This is a genomic window from Saccharopolyspora soli (genome assembly GCF_022678645.1).
Lineage (GTDB): Bacteria > Actinomycetota > Actinomycetes > Mycobacteriales > Pseudonocardiaceae > Saccharopolyspora > Saccharopolyspora soli.
This window is the reverse complement of the sequence record NZ_JALBWV010000003.1, coordinates 107999-132911: the sequence shown is the minus strand read 5'-3', so window position 1 is coordinate 132911 and position 24913 is coordinate 107999. Positions and strand designations below refer to the sequence as shown.

General features: G+C 69.5%; 24 protein-coding genes and 1 pseudogene. 8 read left to right on the top strand and 17 right to left on the bottom strand.

The features are described 5' to 3' along the window. Positions 1–58: 58 nt before the first annotated feature. On the top strand, positions 59–226 hold the full coding sequence (locus MOQ72_RS03460) for a hypothetical protein (protein ID WP_242180492.1): 168 nt from the start codon (positions 59–61) through the stop codon (positions 224–226). Between the two features lie 5 nt (positions 227–231). Here the strand turns inward: MOQ72_RS03460 and gudD are convergent, their stop codons facing one another. From gudD to MOQ72_RS03445, 3 genes and pseudogenes are all read right to left on the bottom strand, one after another. Then, positions 232–1578, bottom strand: coding sequence for a glucarate dehydratase (gudD, locus tag MOQ72_RS03455; RefSeq protein WP_242180491.1), 1347 nt, complete (start codon positions 1576–1578; stop codon positions 232–234). A gap of 85 nt (positions 1579–1663) precedes the next feature. Beyond that, a pseudogene (locus MOQ72_RS03450) lies at positions 1664–1883 on the bottom strand (hypothetical protein); the annotation flags it as partial. A gap of 8 nt (positions 1884–1891) precedes the next feature. Next, positions 1892–3061 (bottom strand): MFS transporter, encoded by a 1170-nt coding sequence (locus MOQ72_RS03445; RefSeq protein WP_242180490.1) that lies wholly within the window; start codon positions 3059–3061, stop codon positions 1892–1894. A gap of 112 nt (positions 3062–3173) precedes the next feature. On the opposite strand from MOQ72_RS03445, the gene MOQ72_RS03440 reads away from it, so the two are divergent. Both MOQ72_RS03440 and MOQ72_RS03435 read left to right on the top strand, forming a co-directional pair. Next, on the top strand, positions 3174–3659 hold the full coding sequence (locus tag MOQ72_RS03440) for a GNAT family N-acetyltransferase (protein WP_242180489.1): 486 nt from the start codon (positions 3174–3176) through the stop codon (positions 3657–3659). A 66-nt stretch (positions 3660–3725) separates the two neighbouring features. After that, the gene (locus tag MOQ72_RS03435) at positions 3726–4664 is read left to right on the top strand and encodes an RluA family pseudouridine synthase (protein WP_242180488.1); all 939 of its coding nucleotides are present in this window, start codon (positions 3726–3728) and stop codon (positions 4662–4664) included. Positions 4665–4723: 59 nt separating this feature from the next. On the opposite strand, the gene MOQ72_RS03430 is transcribed toward MOQ72_RS03435, so the two are convergent. The 7 genes from MOQ72_RS03430 to MOQ72_RS03400 all read right to left on the bottom strand — a co-directional run bounded on the left by MOQ72_RS03430 (position 4724) and on the right by MOQ72_RS03400 (position 11867). Next, positions 4724–5830 (bottom strand): 3-isopropylmalate dehydrogenase, encoded by a 1107-nt coding sequence (locus MOQ72_RS03430; protein WP_242180487.1) that lies wholly within the window; start codon positions 5828–5830, stop codon positions 4724–4726. Between the two features lie 21 nt (positions 5831–5851). Beyond that, a complete protein-coding gene (locus MOQ72_RS03425; protein ID WP_242180486.1) occupies positions 5852–7264 on the bottom strand; it encodes an amidase in 1413 nt (470 codons plus the stop codon). Between the two features lie 11 nt (positions 7265–7275). Beyond that, positions 7276–8082, bottom strand: coding sequence for a polysaccharide deacetylase family protein (locus MOQ72_RS03420; RefSeq protein WP_242180485.1), 807 nt, complete (start codon positions 8080–8082; stop codon positions 7276–7278). 38 nt (positions 8083–8120) lie between these two features. After that, positions 8121–9431, bottom strand: a complete 1311-nt coding sequence (locus tag MOQ72_RS03415; protein ID WP_242180484.1) for an MFS transporter — start codon at positions 9429–9431, stop codon at positions 8121–8123. A gap of 58 nt (positions 9432–9489) precedes the next feature. Further along, positions 9490–10212 carry an SDR family NAD(P)-dependent oxidoreductase gene (locus tag MOQ72_RS03410; RefSeq protein WP_242180483.1) on the bottom strand — a complete coding sequence of 241 codons (723 nt, stop codon included), beginning with the start codon at positions 10210–10212 and terminating at the stop codon, positions 9490–9492. A 1-nt stretch (position 10213) separates the two neighbouring features. Continuing rightward, positions 10214–10981: an SDR family NAD(P)-dependent oxidoreductase gene (locus tag MOQ72_RS03405; RefSeq protein ID WP_242180482.1), complete on the bottom strand. Its 768-nt coding sequence runs from the start codon at positions 10979–10981 to the stop codon at positions 10214–10216. Positions 10982–11087: 106 nt separating this feature from the next. Beyond that, positions 11088–11867, bottom strand: a complete 780-nt coding sequence (locus tag MOQ72_RS03400) for a FadR/GntR family transcriptional regulator (RefSeq protein ID WP_242180481.1) — start codon at positions 11865–11867, stop codon at positions 11088–11090. 118 nt (positions 11868–11985) lie between these two features. Here MOQ72_RS03400 and MOQ72_RS03395 point away from each other — a divergent pair, with 118 nt between their 5' ends. Continuing rightward, positions 11986–12693, top strand: coding sequence for a class I SAM-dependent methyltransferase (locus MOQ72_RS03395; protein ID WP_242180480.1), 708 nt, complete (start codon positions 11986–11988; stop codon positions 12691–12693). Here MOQ72_RS03395 and MOQ72_RS03390 read toward each other — a convergent pair. The 3 genes from MOQ72_RS03390 to MOQ72_RS03380 all read right to left on the bottom strand — a co-directional run bounded on the left by MOQ72_RS03390 (position 12684) and on the right by MOQ72_RS03380 (position 15134). Then, entirely contained in the window at positions 12684–12980 is a 297-nt protein-coding gene (locus tag MOQ72_RS03390; RefSeq protein ID WP_242180479.1) for a YciI family protein, read from the bottom strand. The two genes, MOQ72_RS03395 and MOQ72_RS03390, sit on opposite strands and share 10 nt — an antisense overlap. 119 nt (positions 12981–13099) lie before the next feature. Then, positions 13100–14149 carry a cyclase family protein gene (locus MOQ72_RS03385; RefSeq protein ID WP_242180478.1) on the bottom strand — a complete coding sequence of 350 codons (1050 nt, stop codon included), beginning with the start codon at positions 14147–14149 and terminating at the stop codon, positions 13100–13102. A gap of 85 nt (positions 14150–14234) precedes the next feature. Next, entirely contained in the window at positions 14235–15134 is a 900-nt protein-coding gene (locus MOQ72_RS03380) for a LysR family transcriptional regulator (protein ID WP_242180477.1), read from the bottom strand. Between the two features lie 129 nt (positions 15135–15263). On the opposite strand from MOQ72_RS03380, the gene MOQ72_RS03375 reads away from it, so the two are divergent. Beyond that, a complete protein-coding gene (locus MOQ72_RS03375; RefSeq protein WP_242180476.1) occupies positions 15264–16298 on the top strand; it encodes a threonine/serine dehydratase in 1035 nt (344 codons plus the stop codon). Between the two features lie 95 nt (positions 16299–16393). Here the strand turns inward: MOQ72_RS03375 and MOQ72_RS03370 are convergent, their stop codons facing one another. The 3 genes from MOQ72_RS03370 to MOQ72_RS03360 form a co-directional block, all read right to left on the bottom strand. Then, on the bottom strand, positions 16394–17140 hold the full coding sequence (locus tag MOQ72_RS03370; RefSeq protein ID WP_242180475.1) for a GntR family transcriptional regulator: 747 nt from the start codon (positions 17138–17140) through the stop codon (positions 16394–16396). 300 nt (positions 17141–17440) lie between these two features. Beyond that, positions 17441–18607, bottom strand: a complete 1167-nt coding sequence (locus MOQ72_RS03365) for an acyl-CoA dehydrogenase family protein (RefSeq protein ID WP_372495268.1) — start codon at positions 18605–18607, stop codon at positions 17441–17443. A gap of 28 nt (positions 18608–18635) precedes the next feature. Beyond that, entirely contained in the window at positions 18636–19835 is a 1200-nt protein-coding gene (locus tag MOQ72_RS03360; protein ID WP_242180474.1) for an MmgE/PrpD family protein, read from the bottom strand. 226 nt (positions 19836–20061) lie between these two features. Here MOQ72_RS03360 and MOQ72_RS03355 point away from each other — a divergent pair, with 226 nt between their 5' ends. Continuing rightward, positions 20062–20907 carry an HTD2 family dehydratase gene (locus MOQ72_RS03355; protein ID WP_242180473.1) on the top strand — a complete coding sequence of 282 codons (846 nt, stop codon included), beginning with the start codon at positions 20062–20064 and terminating at the stop codon, positions 20905–20907. A gap of 21 nt (positions 20908–20928) precedes the next feature. On the opposite strand, the gene MOQ72_RS03350 is transcribed toward MOQ72_RS03355, so the two are convergent. After that, positions 20929–23181: an Hsp70 family protein gene (locus MOQ72_RS03350; protein WP_242180472.1), complete on the bottom strand. Its 2253-nt coding sequence runs from the start codon at positions 23179–23181 to the stop codon at positions 20929–20931. 181 nt (positions 23182–23362) lie between these two features. Here MOQ72_RS03350 and MOQ72_RS03345 point away from each other — a divergent pair, with 181 nt between their 5' ends. Together MOQ72_RS03345 and MOQ72_RS03340 are read left to right on the top strand one after the other, a co-directional pair. Further along, entirely contained in the window at positions 23363–23860 is a 498-nt protein-coding gene (locus tag MOQ72_RS03345) for a histidine kinase (protein WP_242180471.1), read from the top strand. Then, positions 23851–24516, top strand: a complete 666-nt coding sequence (locus MOQ72_RS03340) for a response regulator transcription factor (RefSeq protein ID WP_242180470.1) — start codon at positions 23851–23853, stop codon at positions 24514–24516. Before MOQ72_RS03345 ends, MOQ72_RS03340 begins: the two co-directional genes overlap by 10 nt. Positions 24517–24913 lie beyond the last annotated feature (397 nt).

Below are 24913 nucleotides of genomic sequence, written 5' to 3'. Positions count from 1 at the left end.
CGATCCGCTGGAACCGAAGCGGACCACCGCACAGGTCGGTTGTGGTGTTATTCGGTGCATGAGACGAGGGCGCCGAGGCCATCCCTGCGAACCCGACATCAACCAGATCGGCCTGTGGCGCTGCGACGTCTGCGGCCAGCTGTGGGAGATCCACGGCGTGGCCGGGAACCCGCGGATCCGCAAGGTGAGCCGGATCGGTTGGTTCCTCGCCAAGCTGCTCGGCTGACGCCGTCAGCTGCGGTCCAGTGCGGGCCGCTTGCTGTCGAAGGTCCAGCCCGGAATGAGGTACTGCATGGCCATCGCGTCGTCGCGAGCACCGAGCCCTTCCCGTTGGTAGCGCTCGTGCGCCGCCGCCACGCGGTCCATGTCCAGTTCGACGCCGAGCCCCGGTGCGGTGGGCACCGGCAGCCTGCCATCGGCGATGACCAGCGGTTCGCGGGTCAGCCGCTGCCCGTCTTGCCAGATCCAGTGCGTGTCGATGGCCGTGATCTCGCCGGGCGCGGCGGCTGCGACGTGGGTGAACATCGCCAGCGACACATCGAAGTGGTTGTTCGAGTGCGAGCCCCAGGTCAGGCCCCACGCGTCGCAGAGCTGCGCGACGCGCACCGAACCGCTCATCGTCCAGAAGTGCGGGTCGGCCAGCGGGATGTCGACCGCGTCCGCGCGGATCGCGTGGCCCAGCTCACGCCAATCGGTGGCGATCATGTTGGTGGCGGTGGGCAGTCCCGTCGCGCGGCGGAACTCCGCCATCGTCTCCCGCCCGGAGAAGCCCTGCTCCGCACCGCACGGATCCTCGGCGTAGGCCAGCACGTCGCGCAGTCCCCGGCACAACTCGATCGCCTCGGTCAGCCGCCACGCACCGTTGGGATCGATGGTGATGCGCGCATCCGGGAACCGTTCGGCCAGCGCGGTGACGGCCTCGATCTCGGCCGGTCCGGGCAGCACGCCGCCCTTGAGCTTGAAGTCGCGGAACCCGTAGCGGTCGCGGGCCGCTTCGGCCAGCCGCACCACGGACTCGGGCGTGAGCGCTGCCTCGTGGCGCAGCCGCATCCAGTCGTCGGCGTTGACCGGTTCGTCCGCTGGTGATCGGTACGCCAGGTCGGTCCTGGTGCGATCACCGACGAAGAACAGGTAGCCCAGCACCGGGACGTGGTCGCGCTGCCTGCCCTCCCCGAGCAGGTCGGCGACCGGGACTTCGAGGTGTTTGCCGAGCAGGTCGAGCAGCGCGGCTTCCAGGGCCGTGACGGCGTGCACCGCGACCCGCAGGTCGAAGGTCTGCACGCCGCGCCCGCCGGAATCCCGGTCGCCGTAGCGGTTGCGCACGGCGCCCAGCACCGAGCGGTACTGGGCGATCGATCGGCCGACGACGAGGTCCCGCGACTCTTCGACAGTGGTGCGGATCGGTTCCCCGCCGGGCACCTCACCGATTCCCGTGCGGCCTGCCGAGTCGGTGAGGATCACCAGGTTGCGGGTGAAGTACGGGGCGTGCGCTCCGCTGAGGTTGAGCAACATGCTGTCCTGCCCGGCGACGGGCACGACCCGCATGTCGGTCACCACCGGGCACTGCTGCGCGGTCATGCTGGTTGGCATCCTTCGTGGTCGGTGCGCCGTTGCCGGACGGTCATTCGGGAAGCTGCTCGACCAGATCGGCGTCGTCGAGGTCGACTGACTCGACCTTCGCCGGGGTCAGCGAGCAGGACTCGCCCGTGCCGCCTGGGGTGGACAGACCGGCCGCGCCGAACCGGCTCAACCAACCGATGTTCTCCCGGTAGGCGGACTCGTCGATGCTGGTCGGCCCGGAACTGGGTCACGGGGAACGACATTAGGTCCCGGTTCGAATCACGTCCAACGCCGAGCAGGATCTGGCGAGATCTGGACGGCATCGCGCCGCTCACTTCCCCGGCAGTCGTGCCGACAGCAGCACGATCAGCACCCCAGCGACCGGCACCACCACCAGGCCCGCTCGCAGGCTGAACGCGTCGGCCAGCAACCCGACGACGGGCGGAACCATCAGCACACCGAACCGGTAGATCCAGCCGACGACGGCGAGAGCGGTGCCGGAGGGCAGGCCGGGCAACTCGTCGGCGGCGTGGAAACCGGCCGGGATGATCGTGGCGATGCCCCAGCCCGCCACCGCGAATCCGATGACCGTGGTGGGGATCGACGGCCACAGCAGCGCCGCACCCACCGCCACCACGACCAAGATTCCGCCGAGGCGAGCCACCGCCCGGCTGCCGAATCGGTTGACGATCCGATCGCCGGTGAGACGACCGACTGTCTGCGCTGCTTGCAGCGCGACGAACACCAGACCAGCCAGCACCGGAGCTGCCCCCAGCGAGTCGCGGAGGTAGACCGCGCCCCACGACGCGGCGGTGTCTTCGACCAGTGCACTTGCCGCGCACAACACGCCAACTGCCAGCAGTGCGAGCAGCAGCGCACCTCGCGGTCGGGCTCGCGGCCCGTGGCTTTCCTCCCGTTCGGTGCTGTCGTGTCCGGGCAGCAGGAACCAGCTGGTGGTGATGGCAACCGCAGCCAGTACCACCGCAGCAGCGCCGAGGTGCAGCGGCAGCGGCAGCGCGGCTCCGGCGGCAAGCGACCCGGCCAGGCCACCGACGATCGCACCCACGCTCCACAAACCGTGGAAGGAGTTCACGATCGAACGCCCGTAGCGCCGTTGCACCCGCAGTCCGTGCGCGTTCATCGCCACATCGACGATCGCGTCAAGCGCGCCTGCGACGAACAGCGCTCCCGCCAGCTGCCACCACTGCCCCGCCGACGCGATCGCGACGAGATCCGCGGCCAGCAGCACGGAACACCACACCGCGACCGCCGCCGAACGCCACCGGACCAAGATCGGCCCGGCCAGCAGACCGGCGAGCAAGGCACCCAGCGGGAAGGCCGCGAGAGCGGTGCCCAGCGCCGCGTTGGACAGGGCCAGCGCGTCCTTCAGCTCCGGGTAACGCGGCACGACGCTGGCGAAGCTCGCGCCGTTGACCAGGAACAGCGCGGCCACCGCCAACCGCGCCGCCACCGGCTTGCCGACAGCCGCGATCTCCGACATCCGGGTTCCCTTCCGCTCGGGTCCCGCCGATGATGTCAAGAACCGGAGCGCACGACCGCACGCGGTGCGGCTACCGGATGCGTTCGCGCTGGGATTCCACAGTGGAGGATTTGTGAGCACGTTGGCGACGCTGTCCGCCGGGGACGAGACCTATGTGCTGCGTCGGGCCACCGATGCCGACGTCGCGCGGATCGTCGAGCTGCTGGCGGCCGATCAGCTGGGCGCGACGCGGGAGTCCGCAGCCGAGCTCCAGCCCTACCGGCAGGCGTTCGCGGCGATCGACGCCGATCCGGCGCAGTTGCTGGTCGTCGCGACCACCAGCGGCGGCGAGATCGTCGCGACCATGCAGCTCACGTTCATCCCCGGACTGGCGCGGCGCGGCGCGCTGCGAGCGCAGATCGAGGCGGTCCGGGTCCACGAGCAGCACCGCAGCCACGGCCTGGGCCGCGAGATGTGCGAATGGGCGATCGCCGAGGCTCGTCGGCGTGGCTGCGCGCTCGTGCAGCTGACCTCCGACAAACAGCGAAGCGACGCGCACCGCTTCTACCAGCGGCTCGGCTTCGCGGCCTCGCACGAGGGCTTCAAACTGCACCTCTGAGCGCTGGTCCGACTGAGGTTCCGCCACGCGAACCACTGTTGGAACGACCTATAGGCTGGTGGGGCGATGCGACGCAAGCTCACTTCGCCGCTGCCGCAGCGGCACGGCCTGGACCCCGTCCGGTTGCGACTGCCCGTCGACGGCCACTGGGCCATCGTCCGGGACTACCTCGTCGACCGGTTGCCGAAGCTCGCCCCGGAACGCATCGAGAGCATGCTGCGCGACGGCCAGATCGTCGGGATCGACGGCCCGCTCGGCCTCGATGCCCCCTTCGCGCCTGGTGCGTTCGTCTGGTTCCACCGCGACCTGCCCGACGAAACACCGGTGCCGTTCGCGCTCGATGTCGTGCACCACGACGACGACCTGCTGGTCGTGGACAAGCCGCACTTCCTGGCCACCACGCCGCGTGGCGGGCACGTCGTGGAAACCGCGCTGGTGCGGCTGCGGCGGGAGCTGGACCTGCCGGGGCTCAGTCCGGCACACCGGCTGGACCGGTTGACCGCCGGACTGGTCATGTTCGTGCTCAAGCCCGAGCGGCGCGGCGCGTACCAAACCCTGTTCCACGACCGGTTGGTGCACAAGGAATACGAGGCCATCGCCCGCTTCGACCCGCAGCTGGCGATGCCGCGCACGGTGCGCAGCCGGATCGTGAAGCGTCGCGGAGTCCTTGCCGCCCAAGAGGAATCGGGCGAGCCGAACAGCGAGACCCGCATCGAGTTGGTCGAGCATCGCGACAGGCTGGGCCGCTACCGGCTGCTGCCTCGCACCGGCCGCACCCACCAACTGCGGGTGCACCTCAACAGCCTCGGAATCCCGATCCTCGGCGACGACCTCTACCCGACCGTGCGCGCCCGCGCCGCCAACGACTTCACCACGCCCCTCCAACTGCTCGCCAAGGCATTGGAATTCACCGACCCGATCAGCGGGCGGCGACGCCGCTTCGAATCCCACCGCAGCCTGGCGAACTGGCCGCCGCGACCTGCCGACGATCACCGGGTCGGGTGAGGAGTGAAGGGCACCTTTTACCGGCATAGTTGGTAAAAGGTGCCCTTCACTCGGAAAAATCACACCTTGGCGACCGCTGTCATGATCGATGGGGTGGTTGGGACTTCTAGCGTGGTGGCGCGGTCCGCCATGCGACTGCCGAGGTCCGAAGTGGACACTCCCATCGCCGGGCCCGCCAGGGCCGGGAGTTCCGCCAGGACCGAGGTCGCGGCCTGTTCGCAGACCAGCGCCGCTTCGGCTTGGCCGAGGGTGGCCAGGCACAGGGCCGCGGACAGCACCGCCGCTGCTGGGTTCGCCCAGCCGCGGCCCGCGATGTCCGGGGCCGAGCCGTGCACCGGCTCGAACATGCTCGGGGCCGTGCCGTCGAGGTTCAGGTTGCCGCTGCAGGCCACCCCGAGTCCGCCCTGGATGGTCGCGCCGAGGTCGGAGATGATGTCGCCGAAGAGGTTGTCGGTGACCACCACGTCGAAGCGCTCCGGGGTCATCGGCAGGTGCTGGCACATCGCGTCGACGTGCACGTAGTCCAACTCCACCTCGGGGTAGGACCGGCTCACGTCGTCGATGACCTGCTGCCACAGCGCGCCCGCGTGCACCAGGATGTTGGTCTTGTGGCACAGTGCCAGCTTCTTGCGGCGCTGCCGGGCGAGTCGGAACGAGTAGTCCACGACCTGCGTGATCGCCGGTACCGTGTTCACCGATTCCTGCAACGCGACCGCGTGCGGCGTTCCGGCGTGCACGGTGGATCCCGCGCCGACGTAGAGGCCCTCGGTGTTCTCCCGGATGATCACCAGGTCGCAGCGCTGCGGGGTGAGGTCCCGGATCGGCGTCGGCACTCCTGGGTAGAGCCGGACCGGCCGCAGGTTCACCGGCTGCGCGAATTCGCGCCGCAGCTTCAGGATCAGGCCGCGTTCCAGGACGCCCGGCGGCACCCGCGGGTCGCCCAGCGCGCCGAACAGGATCGCTTGGTGCGAACGCAGTTCCTCGATGGTCGCATCGTCGATCACCACACCGGTGTCCAGGTAGTGCTGGGCGCCCAGGTCGTACCGCGTGGTGTTGAACTCGAAGCCGAACCGCTTCGCGGTGGCCGCCACGACTTTCAGCGCCTCGCCGGTGACTTCCGGGCCGACTCCGTCACCGGCGAGCACTGCCACGTCATAACTGTCCACTGTGCACTCCTGCTCGGTCGTTCACATCGCTGCCGCGGGCACGATCGGCGGTAGCACCCGTTCCAGGGTGCGGCACGCTCGCAGCACGGTGGCTTCGCTGCCCGGTCGGCCGATCACCTGCAAGCCCACCGGCAAACCGGCGACGGTCCCGCAGGGCACGGTCGCCGCGGTGAATCCGGTGTAGTTGATCAGGTAGGTGTAGGCGACGTACGGCAGCCGGGCCTCGTCCGGGATGCGGTTGCGATCCGCCGCGAGTTCCGGCGCGACCATGCCGACCGTCGGGGTCAGCAGCAAGTCGGCGCCCTCGAAGAGAGCCTCCAACGCGCGGATCGCGTGGAAGCGCTCCTCCAACGCGTGCGAGTACTGCGCGCCGGTGATCTTCGCCGCGCGTTCGAAGTGCGTGCGCGCGTAATCGGTCAGCAGCGCCCGCGTGTCGACGTCCTCGTAGAACCGGGCACCTCCGGAGGCGTACCGGTCGGACATCATCATCTGGTAGAAACCGTCCCGCCAGCGATCGGCCTGCATGCTCCCGGACGCTGCCCGGACCGTCGCGCCCAACGCGACCAGTTCTCGCGCCGCGTCGCGGCACTGCTGCGCGACCTCGGCCGAGGCGTCGATCAGCCCGGAGCGCTCCAGCCAGGCGAACCGCAGATCGCCCACCTGGTCGTCGAGGTTGGACAGGTAGTCCCCCGGCGCGTCGCGCAGGCTCATCGGGTCGCGGGCGTCGGGACCGGCCAGCACCTGCAGGGTCAGCGCCGCGTCCCGGACGTCGCGGGTGATCGGCCCGGCCGAGGAGAACAGCAGCGTGCCCACCAACCCGCCCACGTGCGGAACCAGGCCCTGGCTGGGCTGCAGGCCGAACAGCCCGCACAGCGCCGCCGGGATGCGGGTCGAGCCACCGCCGTCGCTGCCGATCGCGATCTGGGTGAGCCCGGCGGCGACGCTGGCCGCCGCGCCGCCGCTGGACCCGCCGGGGCTGCGCCCGTGGTCCCAGGGGTTGACCGTCTCCGGCATCAGGTCGTTGGTGGTCCGGGTGAACACCGCGAACTCCGGGGTGTTCGTCTTGCCGACGATCACCGCGTCCGCCTCGCGCAACCGCTGCGCGTGGACCGAGTCCCAGTCGGGCACGTAATCGGCGAGCGCCCGCGAACCCGAGGTGGTGCGCAGCCCGGCTGTTTCGAAGAGGTCCTTCAGCGACACCGGGATCCCGAACAGCGGGCCGAGCAGGTCGCCGCGCGCGAGCTTCTCGTCCAGCTCCTCGGCCCGCGCCAGCGCGCCTTCGGTGTCGATGGTGAGGAACGAGTGCACGACGCGGTCCCGTTCGGCGATCCGGTCCAGCGTCGCCCGCACGACTTCGACGACGCTGAACTCGCGCTCGACGAGCCTGCGCCGCATCGCCCACGCGGGCCCGTCGAGCACGGCTGCCAGATCCACTGCTGCTCCCCTCACTTCGCGCGCTCGGCCAGCAGGCGCGGCCGCAATTCGTCGGTCAGCGCGCCGAAGGTGGTGAACCTGGCATCGCTGGCCGCCAGCACGTGCTCGACGAACTTCTGCAGCACCCACATCCGGGACGGTCGTCCGATGACCTGCGGGTGCATCGCCACCACCAGGCATCGGGCGGGCTCCTGGCGAAGCTGGTCGAACTCCAACGTCCAGGTCTCGAGCACATCGCTGGGCGCCGACATCACGCGACCGGGCAACTTGTTGCTGTACAAGAAGAACGGCGCGTCATCGAGGTGCCAGGAGAACGGGAACTCCAGGATGTCGGTGTCGCCGAGCAGGTACGGCGAGTCGCCGTCGAAGAAGTTGCTGGAGTACTCGAACCCGAACTCGACCATCAGGTCCAGGGTGTTCGGCGTGAACTCGGCGGCGGGCGAGCGGTAACCGCGCGGCGCGCGGCCGGTGAACTCCTCGATCACCCGGTACGCGCGCTCGAACTCCTCGCGCTCCTGCTCCTTGCCCAGGTTCTGCGCCCAGGTGTGGGTGTGGCTGTGGTGGCCGATGTCGAAACCGGCCTCGACGATCATGCCGATCTCGGCCGGATACCGCTCGATCACGACGCCCGGCACGAAGAACGACGCGGGGATGTCGTGCTCGGACAGCAGCCGCATGATCCGCGGCAGCCCGACCGTCGGCCCGTAGCGGCCCTGCGACAGCCACACCGGCTTCGTGGCGCTGTCCGGATCCCTGGCCTCCCAAAGCGTTTCGGCGTCCACGTCGAAGGACAGGACGACGTCGATGTGCTCAGCCACGATTCGCCTTTCCGGGTAGGTGGGCCGCGTCGAAGGTTTCAGGCATCGCGCAGCGGTTCGTGCGCCGTTTCCCGCAACTTCAGGTACACCAGCAGTGTCGGCACCGCGACGACCATCGTGTAGAAGGCCGGGGCCAACGGGCTGTGGAAGGTCGCGATCAGCCAGGTGGACACGAACGGTGCGGTACCGCCGAACAGGGCCGAGCTGAGGTTGTACGGCAGCGCCAGCGACGAGTACCGCAACCTGGTCGGGAACATCTCGGTGATCGCCGCGGTGCCCGGCCCCGCGTACAGCGACATCAGCAGCAGCGCGGGCAGCTGCATCGCCAGTGCGAGCGTGAACGAGCCCTGGGCCAGCAGCAGGTAGATCGGATAGGCCAGCACCAGGAAGCCGATCGCGTGGGCGATCAGCATCGGGCGCCGTCCGTACCGGTCCGACAGCCTGCCGACCACCGGCGTCAGCACCGCGTAGATCGCCATGCCCACCAGGTTGACCGCGTAGGCGTCGGACAGCGCCAGTCCGCCCTCCTGGTTCAGGAAGGTCGGCATGTAGGTCAGGAACGTGTAGAAGCCGACATTGGGCAGCGCCACGAACAGGAACGCCGCGGCCATCGCGCGGCGCTGGGTGCGCAGCGATTCGCGGGTCGGTGCGGCGGCGACGATGTCCTGCTTCTGCAGTTTCTGGAAGTGCGGCGTGTCCTCCATCCGGAACCTGATGTAGAAGCCGACCACGCCCAGCACCAGCGCGATCACGAACGGCAGCCGCCACGCCCAGTCCCGCAGCACCTGCTCCGACCAGACGTTGGTGATCACCGTGACGATCAGGATGCCCGCGAGCTGCCCGACGATCACGCTGAACTGCTGCCAGCTGGCCACCCAGCCCCGGCGGCCGTCGGTCGCGTTCTCCACCATCAGCGTCGCCGACCCGGTCCACTCGCCACCGGCCGAGAAGCCCTGGATCAGCCGCAGGGCGACCAGCAGCAGCGGCGCGAACAGGCCCAGCTGCGAGTAGGTGGGCAGCACGCCCATCGCGAAAGTGGACAGCGACACCATGATCAGCGCCAGGCCGAGGGCGGTGCGCCGACCCCGCCGGTCGCCGAGCTGTCCGAAGAACAACCCGCCCAGCGGGCGCACCACGAAACCCACGCCGAAGACGGCGAAGCTCGCCAGCGTCGAGGTCACCGGATCCGCGGCCGGGAAGAACAGCTTCGACAGCACCGGGCTCAGCGCCGCGTAGACCCCGTAGTCGTACCACTCGATGAAGTTGCCGATACCGCCAGCGATCACCGCCTTGCGAGCGCGCCGCGCATCCGCACCGCGCTCGGCGGCGACCGTCGTCGCCTGTGGCATGGAAGTGGCTCCTTTGCTCAGTGGGGTTCGCCCGGTCACTGGGCACGATGTCCGTTGTTCACAGCGATCGCCCGCCGTCGACGACCAGGTTGTGCCCGGTGATGGCCGACGCACCCGGCGACAGCAGGTACGCCACCGCGTCAGCGACCTCCCCCGCGGCCACCAGCCGCCCGAGCGGGATGGCCGCTTGGGCGTTGGCCAGTTGGAATGCGTGTTCCGGGCTCTCGGCCTGCCACGAGTCGAGCAACAGCGGGGTGAGAGTGACGCCGGGCGAGACGCAATTGACCCGGATTCCGGTGCCGCCCAGCTCCACCGCGAGGATCTTCGCGAGCTGGATGACACCGGCTTTCGCCGCTCCGTAAGCCGCCATCCCGGAACGAGCCCGGAATCCCGCCGCCGAGGAGACGAGCACGATAGTGCCGCTGCCGCGCGGCCGCATCTGCGCCGCAGCGGCGCGGGCGACGATGAAACTGCCGACCAGGTTGACGTCGATCATCTCGCGGAACGCCTCGGTGGCCAGCTCGTGGGCCTGCTCGCCGCGCTGCGCGATGGCCGCCGAGTGGACGACCGCGTCGATAGGCCCGAGCTCCGCCGCGACGGCGTTCAGCGCCTCGGTGACGGCGGATTCGTCGCGGACGTCCACCACGTGACCGTCCGGTGTGGACGTTCGATCGAATACCGCTACCCGCCAACCGGATTCGGCGAGCCGGTTGACGACCGCCGCGCCGATTCCCGAGGCACCACCGGTGACGACGGCAGTGGGCCGCTCGGTTTCCGGCATCTCAGCCTCCCCAGGCGGTCCAGCCGCCATCGACGTAGATCGTCTGCCCGGTGACGTAGGAGGCGTCCGGCCCGGCGAGGAAGGCGATCACCTTGGCGACCTCCTCGGCGGTGCCGAAGCGGCCCATCGGGGTGCGGGCCAGCACCATGTCGGGATCGAGCAGGCCGCGCTGGAAGTTGCGCTCCACCAACGGGGTGCGGATCGTGCCGGGGGCCACCGCGTTGACCCGGACGCCGTCGCGCGCCCATTCCCCGGCGAGCGCGCGGGTGAACCCCTCGATGGCCGCCTTGGTCGCGCTGTAGGCGGCCCGGCCGGGCAATCCGACCTTCGCGGCGACGCTGCTGACGTTGACGACCGCTCCACCAGCCGCTTTGAGGGCGGCCGAACATCGCGTGGCGAGGCGGAAATGCGCTTTGGCGTGCACCGCGAACAGCCGATCCCAATCCTCGGCGGCGATGTCCTCGACCGGTTTGGTCAGCCCGGTGCCCGCGTTGTTGACCAGCACCGCGAGGCGTCCGGAGTGGTGATCGACCGCTTCGCCGAGCGCCGCTACGCCGTCGTCCTCGCCGACGTCGGCGACTACCGGGATCGCTTCGACGCCGGTGGCGCGGATTTCCGCAGCGCGCTCCTCCAACTGCTGCGGCGTGACAGCACCGGGAAGCCCGTTGAGCACGACGTCGAAGCCCCGGACGGCGAGCTCGTGGGCGGTAGCGGCTCCGATCCCGCTGCTGGATCCGGTGACCAAGGCCAGTTCGCGCGTGGCCCTCACCCCTCCCAGACACTGGACAGACCAGTGGAATCTAGCCCTCCCCAACTGGTCTGTCCAGTGTCTCGGCGGTAGAAATGAGCCCAGGCTCTCGGGAGCCCGCCGTGGCCTACGAGCTGACTGTGAGGAACGGGTTCTCGTCGGCGCAGAGGCTGGCTAGCGCTGCCCGTTCGGCTTCGTCGAGGTAGTCGCGGTAGTAGGCGAAGATGCTGTGCCGGGCGATCGAGGCGGCCCGCTCGCCGTCGCCCGCCTCGATCGCGGCGAACACGATCTCGTGGTGGCGCAGCGACTCCTCCATCTGCGCGCGTTCGTCATCGGCCCGCACGATCTTGTCCTCGATCTGCACCAGCGCCGCCTGTCGTGCCGCGCGCAGGCTGTACTGGATCAGCGTGTTGCGGCTGGCTTCGGCGACCAGCTCGTGGAAGTCGAAATCGGCCGCGCCGAACTCCTCCGCCCCGCGCTCGATCGCCGCGCGCATCGCGGCCAGGCTCGCGTGCATCGCCGCCAGCTGCTCCTCGGTGCGCAGCCCAGCGGCCAGCTGGTTGGCCGTCGACTCCAGCATCATCCGATATCCGACGAGTTCACCTGCGGTGCAGCCGTGCAATCGCACGATCCGCTCCAGGGTGTCGCTCAACGGCCCACCCGCCGGATCCAGCAACAGCGGCCCGGACCGGTCGCCGTGTCGCGATTTGACCAGGCCGGAATGTTCGAGCACGCGCAGCGCCTCGCGCACCGTCGCGCGGCTCACGCCGTAGCGGGCGACCATCTCGCGTTCGCTGGGCAGCCGGTCGCCGGGGCGCAGCACACCGCTGGCCAGCTCGCGCTCCACGGCGTCGACGATCTGCTGATACGCCCGCGAGCCACCCGCCGCGTCCGCCACCCGATTCATCCGACTCATCCTCCAGCCTGCTGGCATGCCTGCCGCAAAGGCTACCCACGGGTTAAAGCCGACCACTGGCAGTCGGCGATCTTTGCCCCGACCGCACGCACCTGCCAAGATCCGTGGCGTGACCGAAAACGTTGGCTCAGCTCCCCAGTACGAAGCGTTCGCCGACGAGTTCGCCGAAGTTGCCGAAAACGGTTTGTTCAACGCTCATTACGACCGTCCGGCCTGTCTTTCGCTGCTCGGCGAGGTGTCCGGGAAGCGCGTGCTCGATGCCGCGTGCGGGCCTGGTCTCTACGCCGAAGAGCTGGTCGCGCGCGGCGCGCGGGTGACCGGCTGCGACCTCAGCGCGCGGATGGTCGAGCTCGCCGCGAACCGGGTGCCCTCGGCCGAATTCCGGGTGCACGACCTCGCCGAGCCGCTCGACTGGTTGTCGGACTCGTCGGTCGACCTCGTGCTGTTCGCGCTCGCCGTGGAATACCTCGACGACCGATTGGCCGCGCTGCGCGAACTGCGCCGCGTGCTGCGGCCCGGCGGTGCGCTGGTGATGTCGCGCCTGCACCCCACTGGCGACTGGCTGCGCCACGGCGGCAACTACTTCGAACCTCGCATCGTCGAGGAAACCTGGACGCGGGGCTGGCGGGTGCGGTTCTGGCTCGCCCCGCTGGAGGTGACCTGCGAGGAGCTGTTCCGCGCCGGGTTCGTCATCGAACGACTGCTGGAACCCCGACCAGCCGAGACGGGCGCGTCAGTCGACGCCGACAACTACGAACGGTTGCGGCGCGAACCGAGCGGATTCCTCGCCATCCGCGCGCGGCCGGATTACACGTAGCCCTTGCCGTCCAGGTATGCCTTGCGCCAGCGGCTGATCTTGACGTCGGCGAACAGGCCGACCTTGGTGAACGGGTCCTTGGCGATGAACTCCTCGGCAGCGGCGCGGGTCTCGACGTCAAGCAGGTAGACACCACCGGACGCCGCGTCGCTGTCGTCGGCCAGCTTCGCGCCGCAGGCCAGCAACAGCGCCTTGTTGGCCTCCAGGAATGCCAGGTGTTCGGGCCGGGCGTCCAGCCGCACCTGCTGGTGGTCCGGTTTGTCGAACGTCTCGATGAAGTACGGCATCTCGCGCTCCTGCTCGAACGGTCCTGTTCGGACAACGGGCCGGTGCGTCCGACACTACTGCGGAGACACCGGGCCGACAAGCATCCGGTCGGACACCAGGGCTACCACCGGGACCGCGACTACAGCGTTGCGACCGGGGTGACCGGCGAGCCGACCGCGCCGGGCAGGTTCAGCGGCGGGGCGGTGAGCAGGAAGCGGTTCCGACCGCGGGCCCGCAGCTGTTCTGCCAGCGGCGTGAGCCGCCAGATCTCGCCGAGGTGCACACCGAGCTTGAACAGGCAGTGCTCGTGCAGCGGCAGCACGGCGGCCGGTACCGGGGCCTCCGGCGGCGGGGCCGCCTCCACCGCGTAGTTGTCGGCCACCAGGGCGGCGAGGCCGGAATCGGTGATCCAGCGCAGCAGTTCCGGGTCGCGTCCATTGAGGACCGCGCCGAATCCGTGCAACACGGTCGGATCCGGACTTCCGTTCATCTCCAGCACTTTCTCGGCGAATCCGGTGTGCAGGCAGACCATGTCGCCTTCCTCGACCACGATGCCGTCGGCGGCCATGATGTCCGCGAGGGTGCCGAAGTCGACCAGCGTGCGTGCGTCGCCGAGGTGGGCGTGCAGGTCGATCAGGACTGCCCGGCCCTGCACCGCTTTGCGCGCCATGTGGCCGATGCCGAGTGGCCCGGCCGAAGATGTCGTGGTGCCGTGCAGCGTTTCCGCGCCCGCGTCGTCGAGCCCGGACGGACCGACGACGTGCTCATTGGCGCGGAATCCGTTGTAGAACACCGGCTCCGGCACGCCGTCACCGTCGGCGTCGAACATCGAACCGGCGTGCGCCAACGAGTCCCACTGCGTCGAGTACTGCAGGTGCAGCACCGCGAGGTCGTCGCAGAGCACATCGGTGTGGCCGGGGTGCAGGCGGTCCATTTCGAAGTTGTAGTTGACCTCTCCGGCGCGCCGCGTCGGCCGCAGCACCGGAGGGAACCGGTTGGGGTTCAGCACGTTGCCGCCGGGCAGGTCCAGCGGCAGGCTCAGGCAGTACGCGGCGCCTTCAACCACCTCGGCAGCACCCGCCCGGACCTTCTCCGGGGTGAGCAGGTTGAGCCGCCCCAGATTGTCGTCCGGACCGAAATCGCCCCAGTTCGACCCAACCGGGCGCCGCACCCAGCGCGGATTCGCCATCTGCACCTCCAAATTCCGACAACGCCGCTGTCGTCCGCATTCGGTTGTGCACGCTACGCGGTGCAGGCTGTCGATCAACACCCGTTCAGCCGAGGTCCGGAGTGGGCAATGCTTCTTCGGCGATGGCCAGCACGGTGCGCAGCGCGGCGGAGGTGTTGTCGGTGCGCCAGGCCAGCGCCGCGTGCAACCGCGTCGGCGGGCCCGCCAACGGCCGGTACACCAGGCCGGTCTGCTGGATGTGCTGGCAGGAGGTCAGGGTGAGGGTCACGCCGACGCCCGCGGCGACCAGCGCGAGGATCGTGTAGGAATCCGGGGCTTCCTGGACCACGCGGGGGCTGAACCCGGCGGACACGCACGCCTTGACCAGCGCGTCGCGCACCGTCGACCCGGCGTTGGACGGGAAGCTGACGAACGACTCCTCGGCGAGTTCTTCGATCGGGATGCACTCGCGCCCGGCCAGCGGGTGGTCCGTGGACAGCGCGCAGATCAACTCCTCCACCTCGATCACCCTGGTCCGCACGTCCGGTTGGTTGACCGGAAGTCGCACGAAGCCCAGGTCCAGCGACCCGTCGGCGACCTTCGCCAGCGCGACGTTCGCGTAGGTCTGCCCGCGCATCACCAGTTCAAGTCCGGGATGCGCGGCACGGACCGCGCGGGTCAGCAGCGGCAGCGACTCGTGGCTGGAGGCACCGGCGAATCCGACCGTGACCCGTCCGTACTCGCCGCGCCCGGCGGCCTTCGCGGCCCGCACGGCGGCATCGACGTCGTCGAGCACCGTGCGGGCGGGCTCCAGGAACGACTCACCGGCGCTGGTCAGCCGGACCGATCGGGTGTTGCGCTCGAAGAGCCGGATGCCGAGTTCTTTCTCCAGCTGGCGGATCTGCTGGCTCAACGGCGGTTGCGCCATCTGCAGCCGCTTGGCAGCGCGGCCGAAGTGCAGTTCTTCGGCGACCGCGACGAACGCGGTCAGGTGGCGCAGCTCCACGGTGGGCCTCAGTTCACCCCACAGCAGGGGAATCCATCTATTCTGCCTCTTGATTCGACCCTAATTCAGCATCGGATGGTAATCAATGCTCGACGGCTGCGGGCCCGCCGAAGTCGAGATCGTCTTGCTGTGACTCAAATCTCAGGCAGTCCGGCGCGGGCGGTGCCCTCCCCTGGTGCGGCGTTAGGGTCGGGCGTCAACGATCCGTCGAAGAGCGAGGCCAGCCGGATGATCGACCGCACCGATGTTCAGGCCGCCGCGGCCCGGATCTCCGACCGCGTCCGCACCACTGCACTGATCACTGTGGACGATCTGCTGCCCGGCGCGGCGGTGTGGCTGAAGCTGGAGCAGTCGCAGCACACCGGCTCGTTCAAAGCACGTGGGGCGTTCAACCGCATCCTCGCCACCGCCGAGCGGGGCGGAGTGCCGGATTCCGGTGTGGTCGCGGCATCCGGGGGGAACGCGGGGCTGGCTGTCGCCTACGCCGCCGCGCAGCTCGGGATCCCCGCCGAGGTTTACGTGCCGGAGAACGCCCCGGCGGTGAAGGTCGCCAAACTGCGCCAGTTCGGCGCGAAGGTCGTGCAGGTCGGCCAGCGCTACCTGGACGCCTACGAAGCGGCGAGCCAGCGCGTGGCGGCCTCCGGCGCGCTGTTCTGCCATGCCTACGACCAGCCCGAGATCGTCGCGGGCCAAGGCACCCTCGGGTGGGAGATCCGGCAGCAGAGCGGCGACGAGGTGGACACGATCCTGGTCGCCGTCGGCGGCGGTGGGCTGATGGCCGGAATCGCGGCGGCGACCGAGGGCCGCGCGAAGGTCGTCGGCGTCGAGCCGAAGGCCGCGCCCACCCTGCACGAGGCGCTGACCGCTGGCGAGCCGGTCGACGTCGAAGTCTCCGGTGTCGCCGCCGATTCCCTCGGCGCCAGCCGGATCGGCGAGATCGCCTTCGCCGTGGCCGCCCGAGCCGGGGTGCGATCAGTGCTGGTCAGCGACGACGAGATCACGCAGGCTCGGCGCGAACTCTGGCAGCGCTACCGCCTGATCGTCGAACACGGCACGGCGGCGGCAGTCGCGGCGCTGATCACCGGCGCCTACCGACCGGCCGACGGCGAGCGGATCGCGATAGTGCTGTGCGGCGCCAACACCGACCCCAGCGACCTCGGCTGAGCACGCCCGCACCACGCGCACCCAGCCCGACTCCGCACCGCCCCGTCGCGCACTGACATGTCCGATTCTCCTGTCGTTCAACGCGATCGAGCTGTTCAACGAACGTTGCGGCGGAGGCGGACCCGGTACGAGTAGTGCTCGGGCAGGAAGTGGCTGACCGCCAGTTCGACCGGCTGGCCCGTCGTCGACTGGTACATGCGATCGATGCGCAGCAACGGCCGTTGCGGTTCGCAGCCGAGGTGTTCGGCGATCTCCCGGGTCGCCAGGCCCACCGTGATGCTCTGCTCGGCCTCCGCGATCGGGTCGGTCAACCGGTCGTCCAGCAGGCCGATGATGGTCGCCCCGCTGCGCGCGCCGACTTCAGTTACCTCCGGAACCGACTCGACCAGCTTGCCCACCGCAGGCGGCAGGAACACCGTGGTCAGGCAGAACGGGACGGCATCGTGCAGCCGCCGGAATTCCACCACGTGCACCCGGTCGGACAGCAACCGCAGCCGACCGGCGGCATCCAGGTCCACCCGCTGGTGCAGCGGGGTGATCAGCTCCATCGTGGTGTCGATGGACAGGCCCATCAGGTCGTCGATGGAGCCGAACTGGCGCAAGTACTGCTCCTCGCGGGGCGCGGCGAAGGTGCCCCGCCCAGGAATGCGGTACACCATGCCCTCGGCCACGAGGTCCTGGAAGGCCCGGCGCACCGTCTGCCGACTGACGCGGTGCGTCTCGGCGAGCTCGGCCTCGGTGGGCAGCCGCTTGCCCTCCGGGTAGTCGCGTTGCAGGATCGCCGACCGCAACTCCCGCGCGAGCCGCAGATACGCACTCTCCCGGCCATCGGTCCTCGTCATCTCACCACCCCGCTGGGAATCCGAGGTGAGGGGCACCCGTGGCCAACATACTTGGTCACGGGTGCCCCTCACCCAACACCGATCCGCGTCTCAGTGTCTGTCTTGTTCTTGTTTTTGAAGCGGCGAAGCCGCTCAGCCCACCCTCGCAACTCGCACCGCCGCGGGTTCTCAGACGTCGTGTCGGGAGGACAGCCTCGACGTGGTGTATCGGACATGCATGAGTCGGGGATCCCGGACTGAGACGGCGTCTGAGGTTCCGCCACCCGCACCGCCACGCAAACCGAGTACGAGGACAGGCTTTCAAGCGTCCAGTCCGCCGCGTTTGACCAATTGTGCGGCGATCACGTTGCGCTGGATCTCGTTGGTGCCCTCGCCGACGATCATCAGCGGCGCGTCGCGGAAGTAGCGCTCCACGTCGAACTCCGTCGAGTAGCCGTAGCCGCCGTGCACGCGCACCGCGTTCAGCGCGATCTCCATCGCCACCTCCGAGGCGAACAGCTTGGCCATGCCCGCCTCCATGTCCACCCGGCGTCCCGCGTCGTATTCGTGCGCGGCGTGCAGGGTCAGCTGGCGTGCCGCGGTGAGTTTGGTGGCCATGTCGGCCAGGTAGTTGCCCACCGACTGGTGCTTCCAGATCGGTTTGCCGAAGGTCTCACGCTCCTGGGCGTAGCGCAGCGCGTCCTCCAGCGCCGCCCGCCCCACTCCCAGTGCGCGGGAGGCGACCTGGATCCGGCCGGTTTCCAAGCCTTTCATCATCTGCGCGAAGCCCTCGCCCTCTTCGCCACCCAGCAGCGCCGTCACCGGCGCGCGGTGGTCCTCGAAGGACAGCTCACAGCTCTCCACGCCCTTGTAGCCGAGCTTCGGCAGGTCGCGGGAGACGGTCAGGCCAGGTCCGTGCTCGACCAGCAGGATCGAAATTCCCCGGTGGCCCGGCTGCGCGGTCGGGTCGGTCTTGCACATCAGCGCGATCAGCTGGGAGCGGCGCGAGTTGGTGATCCAGGTCTTGGCACCGTTGACCACGTACTCGTCGCCGTCCCGGCGGGCGTGGGTGGTCATCGCTTGCAGGTCCGAGCCGCCGCCGGGTTCGGTCAGCGCCATCGTCGCGCGGATCTCGCCAGTTGCCATCTTCGGCAGGTAGGCGCGCCGCTGCGCCTCGGTGCCGAAGTGCAGCAGCAACTTGGAAACCACGGTGTGCCCGCCCATCGCACCGGCCAGGCTCATCCAGCCGCGTGCGAGTTCCTCGGTGATCAGCACGTAGCAGGGGGTGGACACTGGTGTGCCGCCGTACTCCTCCGGGACCGCCAGGCCGAAGATGCCCAGCTCCTTCATCTGCTCGATGAGGGCTTCCGGATAGGTGTTGGTGTGCTCCAGTTCGCGCACGACCGGTTTGACAGCCTTGTCGACGAAATCGCGCACCGTCTCCACGGCCAGTTTCTCGTCGGCGCTGAGAATGTCCAATGTGCTCAATGCATCGCTCCCTTGCCGTGCCGGTCCTTCACTCGACGACCCCGGTGCGCGGGAACTTCTTCCGCAGCAGCGTCCGGGTTGATGCCCAGTCCGCTTCGGCCAGCAGCGCTGGCACGTCCGCGCCGCAGGCCGCGAGTTTGTCGTGCAGTTCGGCATCCGTCGGCGGCCGCGCCGGTGCGCCCGGCGGCTGCGCGAGCCGCACCTGCGAGGTCGGCCCGTCGTGCTCGACTTCGATTTCCACCTCGCCGGTGAGCAGGCCGTCGCCGCCCGGTGCGTACGAGGCATCGACCTGGCGCAGCAGGTGTTGGGCCGATGCCCGGTTGACCGCGTCGTCGGTGAAGGCGGCGAAGTCCGGGTAGTGGTCCAGCAGTGCGGTGGCCACCGCGTACGGGAGGCTGAACTTGCCCTCCAGGCCCGTGCGGGGCCGGTCGTGGATCAGCGGTTTCACGGTGGCCTTCGGCGTGCGCACCCGCACGCCGCGCACCTCGCCCCGGATCTCGTGGCGGATGTCGCGCAGCGCGGCGATCGGCCGCTGCATCGCGTAGCAGCAGGGGTAGACCTTGATGGCCAGGCCGCCGGGAACGGCCGCGCCCGCCAAGTCGAGTTCGCCGGTACCGCCGACCAGCTCCAGCCAGGCGTCCAAGGCGCTCGGATCCGCCGTCGCGCCGGCCTTCGCGAGCATTGCCGCGCGCACTCCGGCCTGCGCGGCGAAGCCGACCTGCAACGACTTGCCGTGTGTGCCGAAGGCGTTCTGCACGCCGCCTGCGGCTGGCACCGCGAGCGCCATCGCGGTCGCCAACTGCGGAGCCGACAGGCCGAGCGCCGTTCCCGCCGCAACTGCCGCGGCAGGCGCTCCGGCCGTGCACGTCGCGTGCCAGCCCGCGACGTAGTGCGACCAGCCCAGTGCCGTGCCCAGGCGCGCCATCACGCCCGCTCCCGCCAGGTACGCCCGTGCATCGCCGCCGGTGGCGAGCACGGCAGGCACCGTGACGACGCTGATGTGCGTGGTCGATTCGATGTGCAGGTCGTCGAAGTCCAGCACGTGTCCGATCGCCGCCCAACGCGCCGCGTCCGGAAGTCCGGCGGCCATCTCGGTCAGCGGATTGCCCCGTGCGGCCAGCGCGACCGCGGCGGTGTCGACCAGGGAGCGTTGCGCGAGCGCGAGATCATCCGCGCCCGGTTCGAGCTCAGTCGCCCACTGCGCGAGGGAATCCGCGATGGATGCCATTTGAATAGCCCTCCCGGCGCCACGATCACCCTTCGGACCATCTTTGTACGGCCAAATACACGCCTCGGTCAAGACCGCGTTCCGAACTCGTATTTGGCTGCTGTTAGCGGAATCACCAACTCATCGTTGACGTCGCGCCGTGCCGAGCCGAGACTTGCACTGAGTTTGTACGGCCCAATCGACGCGCCGTCCGGACCAGCGCGGGCCCGGACGTGGAGGAGGCGCAGTGCCCGGTCTTGATACCTACCTGCAGGGCTGGCGCCCCGAACCGCTGGTCGAGGCCGACGCCCTCGCCCCGCAGCAGTCGCGGGCGCTGGCGGCCGTGCTGGAGACGCCGGAGGAGTTCGCCCCAGCGGACACGCTTCCACCGCTGTGGCACTGGGTGCACTTCCTGCACTGGCCGCCGCACCGCGAACTCGGCGCCGACGGGCACCCGACGCACGGCCACTTCCTACCGCCCATCCCGGACCGGCGGCGGATGTTCGCCGGTGGTCGGCTCGCGGTCACCGGTCCGCTGCGGCTGGGCATCCCGGCCGAACGCACGTCCGCGCTGCTCGACGTGGTCGTCAAGCAGGGCCGTTCCGGAGAAATGGCGTTCGTGACGGTGCGCAGCGAATACCGGCAAGAAGGCGCGGTCCGGTTCGTCGAGGAGCAGGACTACGTCTACCGCAGCGGCGAGAGTCCGACCAAGAATCCGGACCCACCGCGGCCCACCGGGCTGCCCGACTCGGACGCTCCGTGGCAGCAGGCGTTCACCGGCGACCCGGTGCGGCTGTTCCGGTTCAGCGCGCTGACCGCCAACTCGCACCGCATCCACTACGACGCGCCGTACGTGCGGGATGTCGAGTCGTACCCCGGACTCGTGGTGCACGGCCCGATCCTGGCGCTGCTGATGACCGAACTAGCCAGGCAGCAGGCACCAGAGCGAGAAATATCCACTGTGGACTACCGGCTGCGCCGCCCGGTGTTCGCCGGAGACCCGGTGCTGGTCTGCGGCGGACCCGACGGGAACATGGCGGTGCGGACCGCACCGGAGAACTTGATTGCCGAGGCGAAGGTGGGCTTCCGCTGACCCGCGCGGCGGGGAACGAGGTCAGCCGGCGGTGTTGAGGACCGACACCGTGTTGGAGTTGACGTTGGTCACGTATGCCTGGCGGCCATCCGGGCTCAACGCGACCGCCACCGGCGCCTCGCCCACCGGCACCGTGGCGGTGACTCGCTCGGCCTTCGGATCGACCACCGACAGCGAGTTCGAGCCCTCGTTGACCACGTAGAAGTGTCGGCCGTCCGGAGCGTAGGCGACGCTGGACGGCTTCGTGCCCACCGGAATGGTGCCGGTCACCCGGCGCGATTTGGTGTCGATGGTCGACGCGCTGGCGGCGTCGTAGCTGCAGACAGCGACCGTCCTGCCGTCCGGCGACATCGCCACGTTGTGCGGGCTCGGCGGCACCGCGACCTCGTCCTCGATGGACCGCGTCGCCGTGTCGATCACCGTCACCAGGTTCGAATCGTGGTTCGCGACGTAGGCCGTCCGGCCGTCCGGGGTGAACGCCACCGAATGCGGATTGGGCTTGACCTCGATCGTGTCCGCGACCTTGTTGGTGGTGGTGTCGATGATGGAGATCTGCGCGGAGTCGTGGTCGGGCACCCACACCTCGCTGCCGTCCGTGCTGGCCGTCAGGGTGTACGGGTGCTTGCCGACCTGGATGCTGGTCTGCACGGTGTTCGTGGCGACGTCCAGCACGAAGACCAGGTTCTCCGGCCCGGTTTGCGGGTAGGCGCTGACGTACGCGCGGCGGCCGTCCGGCGTGACGGCGACGAACTGCGGTGGCACCGACTGGAACAGCGACGTGCTGACCGATCCGGCGGCGGTGTCGACGACCGACACCCGGCTGGTGTTCCGGCTCGTCACGTACGCGGCTCGGCCGTCGGGGGTCAGCGCGATCCCGCGCGGTGCCGCGACGCCGATGCCGCCCGCGACCTCCGGAGTGGGCGAGCTCGCGGCGATTGGTCCCACCCCGGCCACCGGTGGCCGGACCAAGGTCGGGACCGATCCCTCGCCGGTTTGCTCTTGCGCTCGGCGCATTTCCGCGTCGAACAGGCTGAAGGACGTCAGCAAGCCGAGCACGATCAGCAGGACGCCCGCCGCGATCAGGCCTCGGTACGCGCCCTTGCGGCGCCGCGGCGGCGGCTCGCCCCGCTCCGTCGGCGGACCTGGTTCCTCGGGCGGTGGCGGCGGAGCAGCCACTTCCACCGGTACCTGCGGCGCCGGTGGTTCCCGCGCCCCCTCGTGGTCGGCGGCCAGAGCTGCCGCACCCAGCGCAACGGCGTACTTCGGGTGCGTGTCGACCGCGGTGGGACGCCCCAATTCCTCCGACACCATGCGCGCCACCAGCGGGATCCGGGACGAACCGCCGACCAGCAGCACCGCCGAGAGGTCGTCGGCGGTCACCTGGGCCGAGCGCAGGGCACGTCGCAGCGAATCGATGGTCGCTTCGATCGGGGCCCGGATCATCTCCTCGAACTGGTCCCTGGTGATCGTGACCTCGTAATGCCGCTGCGGCAGGAACACCTGGATGGTCGCCTCGGTGTCCAGCGACAACGCTTCCTTCGCCTCCGCGCAGTCCCGCTGCAGGCGGCGCAGCGCGGCCGCGGACTCGGGGCCTTCGGCGCCGCATTCCGTCAGCGCGCCGTCCAGGCTGGCGTCGACGTGCGCCAGGATCGCCTCGTCGAAGTCGATGCCGCCGAGCCGTTCGATGCCTTCGGGTTCGCCCAGGATCTCGATGTGGTCCCGGGTCTTGCGCACCACGGTCGCGTCGAACGTGCCGCCGCCGAGGTCGTAGACCGCCACCACCTGGTCGGGCAACTGCCGCTTCCCGGCGTAGTAGGCGGCCGCCGCCTCCGGCTCGGTGAGCGTGTCCGCCTCGTCCAGCCCCGCCAGCTTCGGCACCTCGGAGAACAGCTCCTGCCGGTACGGACCCCAGTTGGCGGGCCGGGTCAGCACGACCCGCTCCGGCGGCTCGCCCTCGGTCTCGGTCGCCTTGTGCAGCACGTCGCGCAGCACTTGGCCGAGCAGCGCGGCGGCCGAGAACGGCGTGCCGCCCAGCACCAGGGGTGTCGGATCCCCCAAGCGGCGCTTGAATTCCCGAGCGATCCGATGCGGCTCGCCAACCGCGCGGCGCGCCGCCGCATCCCCGGTGACCACGGTCCCGTCGGCACGCACGAACACCACGGCCGGAGCGATCACGGCCCGGTCACCGAGGGTGAGCATCTCGACCTGGCCGAAGTGTTCGACCGCCGCGGCGGTGTACGTGGTTCCGAGGTCGACGCCCAGGTTGTAAGCCATCATTCCCCCTTGCGGGGTATGTACTTCAGCCCAGAAAGTATGCCGGGCCGCAGGCCGAGCACAGGGTCTCCCGGCCCGAATCGGTGGGGTGTTCCCTACCCCCGCGGGGGTGCGCACCCCCTGTTGCGCGCTGCCGCGACCGGTCCACCCTGGAACCAGCGATGTGCTGGGAGGCGACGAGATGACCGAGCAGCGCGAGTACGACTCGGTCGGGTGGGCCCGCCGGAAGTCCCTGGAGCAGCAGTTGCACGACGGCCCGGCACTGCGCCTGGCAGCGCTGGCCCTGCGCTTGGGCGTGTGCCGACACCGCGCCGCGCACGACGAGCGGGTGCACGATTGCCTGTCGGGCGTGCAGGACGAGTTGCACGAGGTGTTGGAGGAGTTGCGAGCGCTGGCCGGGCAGATCTACCCGCCGGTGCTGGCTACCGCGGGGTTGGCCGCCGCGCTAGAGGCGCTGGCCGAACGACACGGCATTCCGGTGGCGATGCAGGTTCCCGCGCAGCGGTTCGACGCCGCGGTCGAAGCCGCCGTCTACTTCGAGGTGGCCGACCGGTTGGCGAAGCTGCCCGAAGGCGCGGTGGCCGCGAACGTGTCGATCCAGCGCAGCGGCCCGGACCTGGTGGTGGCCATCAACTCCGACGAGCACGACTTGAGCCTGGTGAGGATCCCATGCGAGTAGCGATCGCCGAGGACGGCGCCCTGTTCCGCGAGGGCCTGGTGATGTTGCTGGACGCCGCGGGCCACGAAGTGGTCACCTGCGTCTCCGACGGCGACGCGCTGTTCGACGCCCCGGAAACAGCGACCGCCGACGTGGCGGTGCTGGACATCCGGATGCCGCCGGAACCGGACGGTGGGATCAGCACCGCGGAACGGTTGCGCGCGCAGTACCCGGACCTCGGGCTGCTGCTGCTCTCGCACTACGCCGAAACGCACTACCTGATGCGGATCCTCGACATCGGCACGGAACGCATCGGCTACCGGTTGAAGGAGAAGATCGCCAGCGTCGAGGTGCTCACCGACACTCTGACCCGGATCCAGGACGGCGAGATCGTCATCGAACCGGTGCTGGCGAAACGCCTGGTGGAGCGGCCCCGCGGCAAGGAGGAGAAGGCGTTGGCCGCGCTGACCGAACGCGAGGCCGAGGTGCTGAAGCTGATGGCCGAAGGCCGGTCCAACCCCGGCATCGCCAACCGCCTCTACGTCAGCCCGAAAGCGGTGGAGAAGCACGTCGCAAGCATCCTGTCCAAGCTCGGCATCCCACCGGAGGACACCCACCACCACCGCCGAGTACTAGCGGTTCTGACCTACCTACGCGCCCACTGGACAGAATCCTGAGTTTCTTGTTTCTGAACCCCATTTGCGTGGCGGTGCAAGTAGCGGAACCTCAGACGCCGTCTCGACTCCGGGATCCCCGACTCATGTATGTCCAATACACGGCGTCGGGGCTGTCCTCGCGAGACGACGTCTGAGAACCCGCGGCGGTGCGAGTGGCGTAGGTGGGCTAAGCGCCTTCGGCGCTTCAAAAACAAAGAAGAACAACAAGAACGAGTGTTGAACGCCGCATGCCGGTGTGGCGTGGTGGAGCTGGCGAAATCGCCCGTCTGCACACAACAACCCTCCCCCGCAGCAGCCATCGAGAAGACGACTCCGGGGTCTCGTCCTCGGTCGCGGTGGCTGGCCGACTTTGTGCCCTGGGGTTTTGGGGGGCTGCGGCTTAGGTTCGGGGTGGAGG

What these genes read in the sequence shown, in the direction of transcription:
- MOQ72_RS03460 (WP_242180492.1), top strand. Translation starts at nt 59, where the DNA reads ATGAGACGAGGGCGCCGAGGCCATCCCTGCGAACCCGACATCAACCAG.
- MOQ72_RS03445 (WP_242180490.1), bottom strand. Translation starts at nt 3,061, where the DNA reads ATGTCGGAGATCGCGGCTGTCGGCAAGCCGGTGGCGGCGCGGTTGGCG.
- MOQ72_RS03435 (WP_242180488.1), top strand. Translation starts at nt 3,726, where the DNA reads ATGCGACGCAAGCTCACTTCGCCGCTGCCGCAGCGGCACGGCCTGGAC.
- MOQ72_RS03390 (WP_242180479.1), bottom strand. Translation starts at nt 12,980, where the DNA reads ATGCCGTACTTCATCGAGACGTTCGACAAACCGGACCACCAGCAGGTG.
- MOQ72_RS03400 (WP_242180481.1), bottom strand. Translation starts at nt 11,867, where the DNA reads ATGAATCGGGTGGCGGACGCGGCGGGTGGCTCGCGGGCGTATCAGCAG.
- MOQ72_RS03385 (WP_242180478.1), bottom strand. Translation starts at nt 14,149, where the DNA reads ATGGCGAATCCGCGCTGGGTGCGGCGCCCGGTTGGGTCGAACTGGGGC.
- MOQ72_RS03360 (WP_242180474.1), bottom strand. Translation starts at nt 19,835, where the DNA reads ATGGCATCCATCGCGGATTCCCTCGCGCAGTGGGCGACTGAGCTCGAA.
- MOQ72_RS03345 (WP_242180471.1), top strand. Translation starts at nt 23,363, where the DNA reads ATGACCGAGCAGCGCGAGTACGACTCGGTCGGGTGGGCCCGCCGGAAG.
- MOQ72_RS03410 (WP_242180483.1), bottom strand. Translation starts at nt 10,212, where the DNA reads ATGCCGGAAACCGAGCGGCCCACTGCCGTCGTCACCGGTGGTGCCTCG.
- MOQ72_RS03340 (WP_242180470.1), top strand. Translation starts at nt 23,851, where the DNA reads ATGCGAGTAGCGATCGCCGAGGACGGCGCCCTGTTCCGCGAGGGCCTG.
- MOQ72_RS03350 (WP_242180472.1), bottom strand. Translation starts at nt 23,181, where the DNA reads ATGGCTTACAACCTGGGCGTCGACCTCGGAACCACGTACACCGCCGCG.
- MOQ72_RS03370 (WP_242180475.1), bottom strand. Translation starts at nt 17,140, where the DNA reads ATGACGAGGACCGATGGCCGGGAGAGTGCGTATCTGCGGCTCGCGCGG.
- gudD (WP_242180491.1), bottom strand. Translation starts at nt 1,578, where the DNA reads ATGACCGCGCAGCAGTGCCCGGTGGTGACCGACATGCGGGTCGTGCCC.
- MOQ72_RS03415 (WP_242180484.1), bottom strand. Translation starts at nt 9,431, where the DNA reads ATGCCACAGGCGACGACGGTCGCCGCCGAGCGCGGTGCGGATGCGCGG.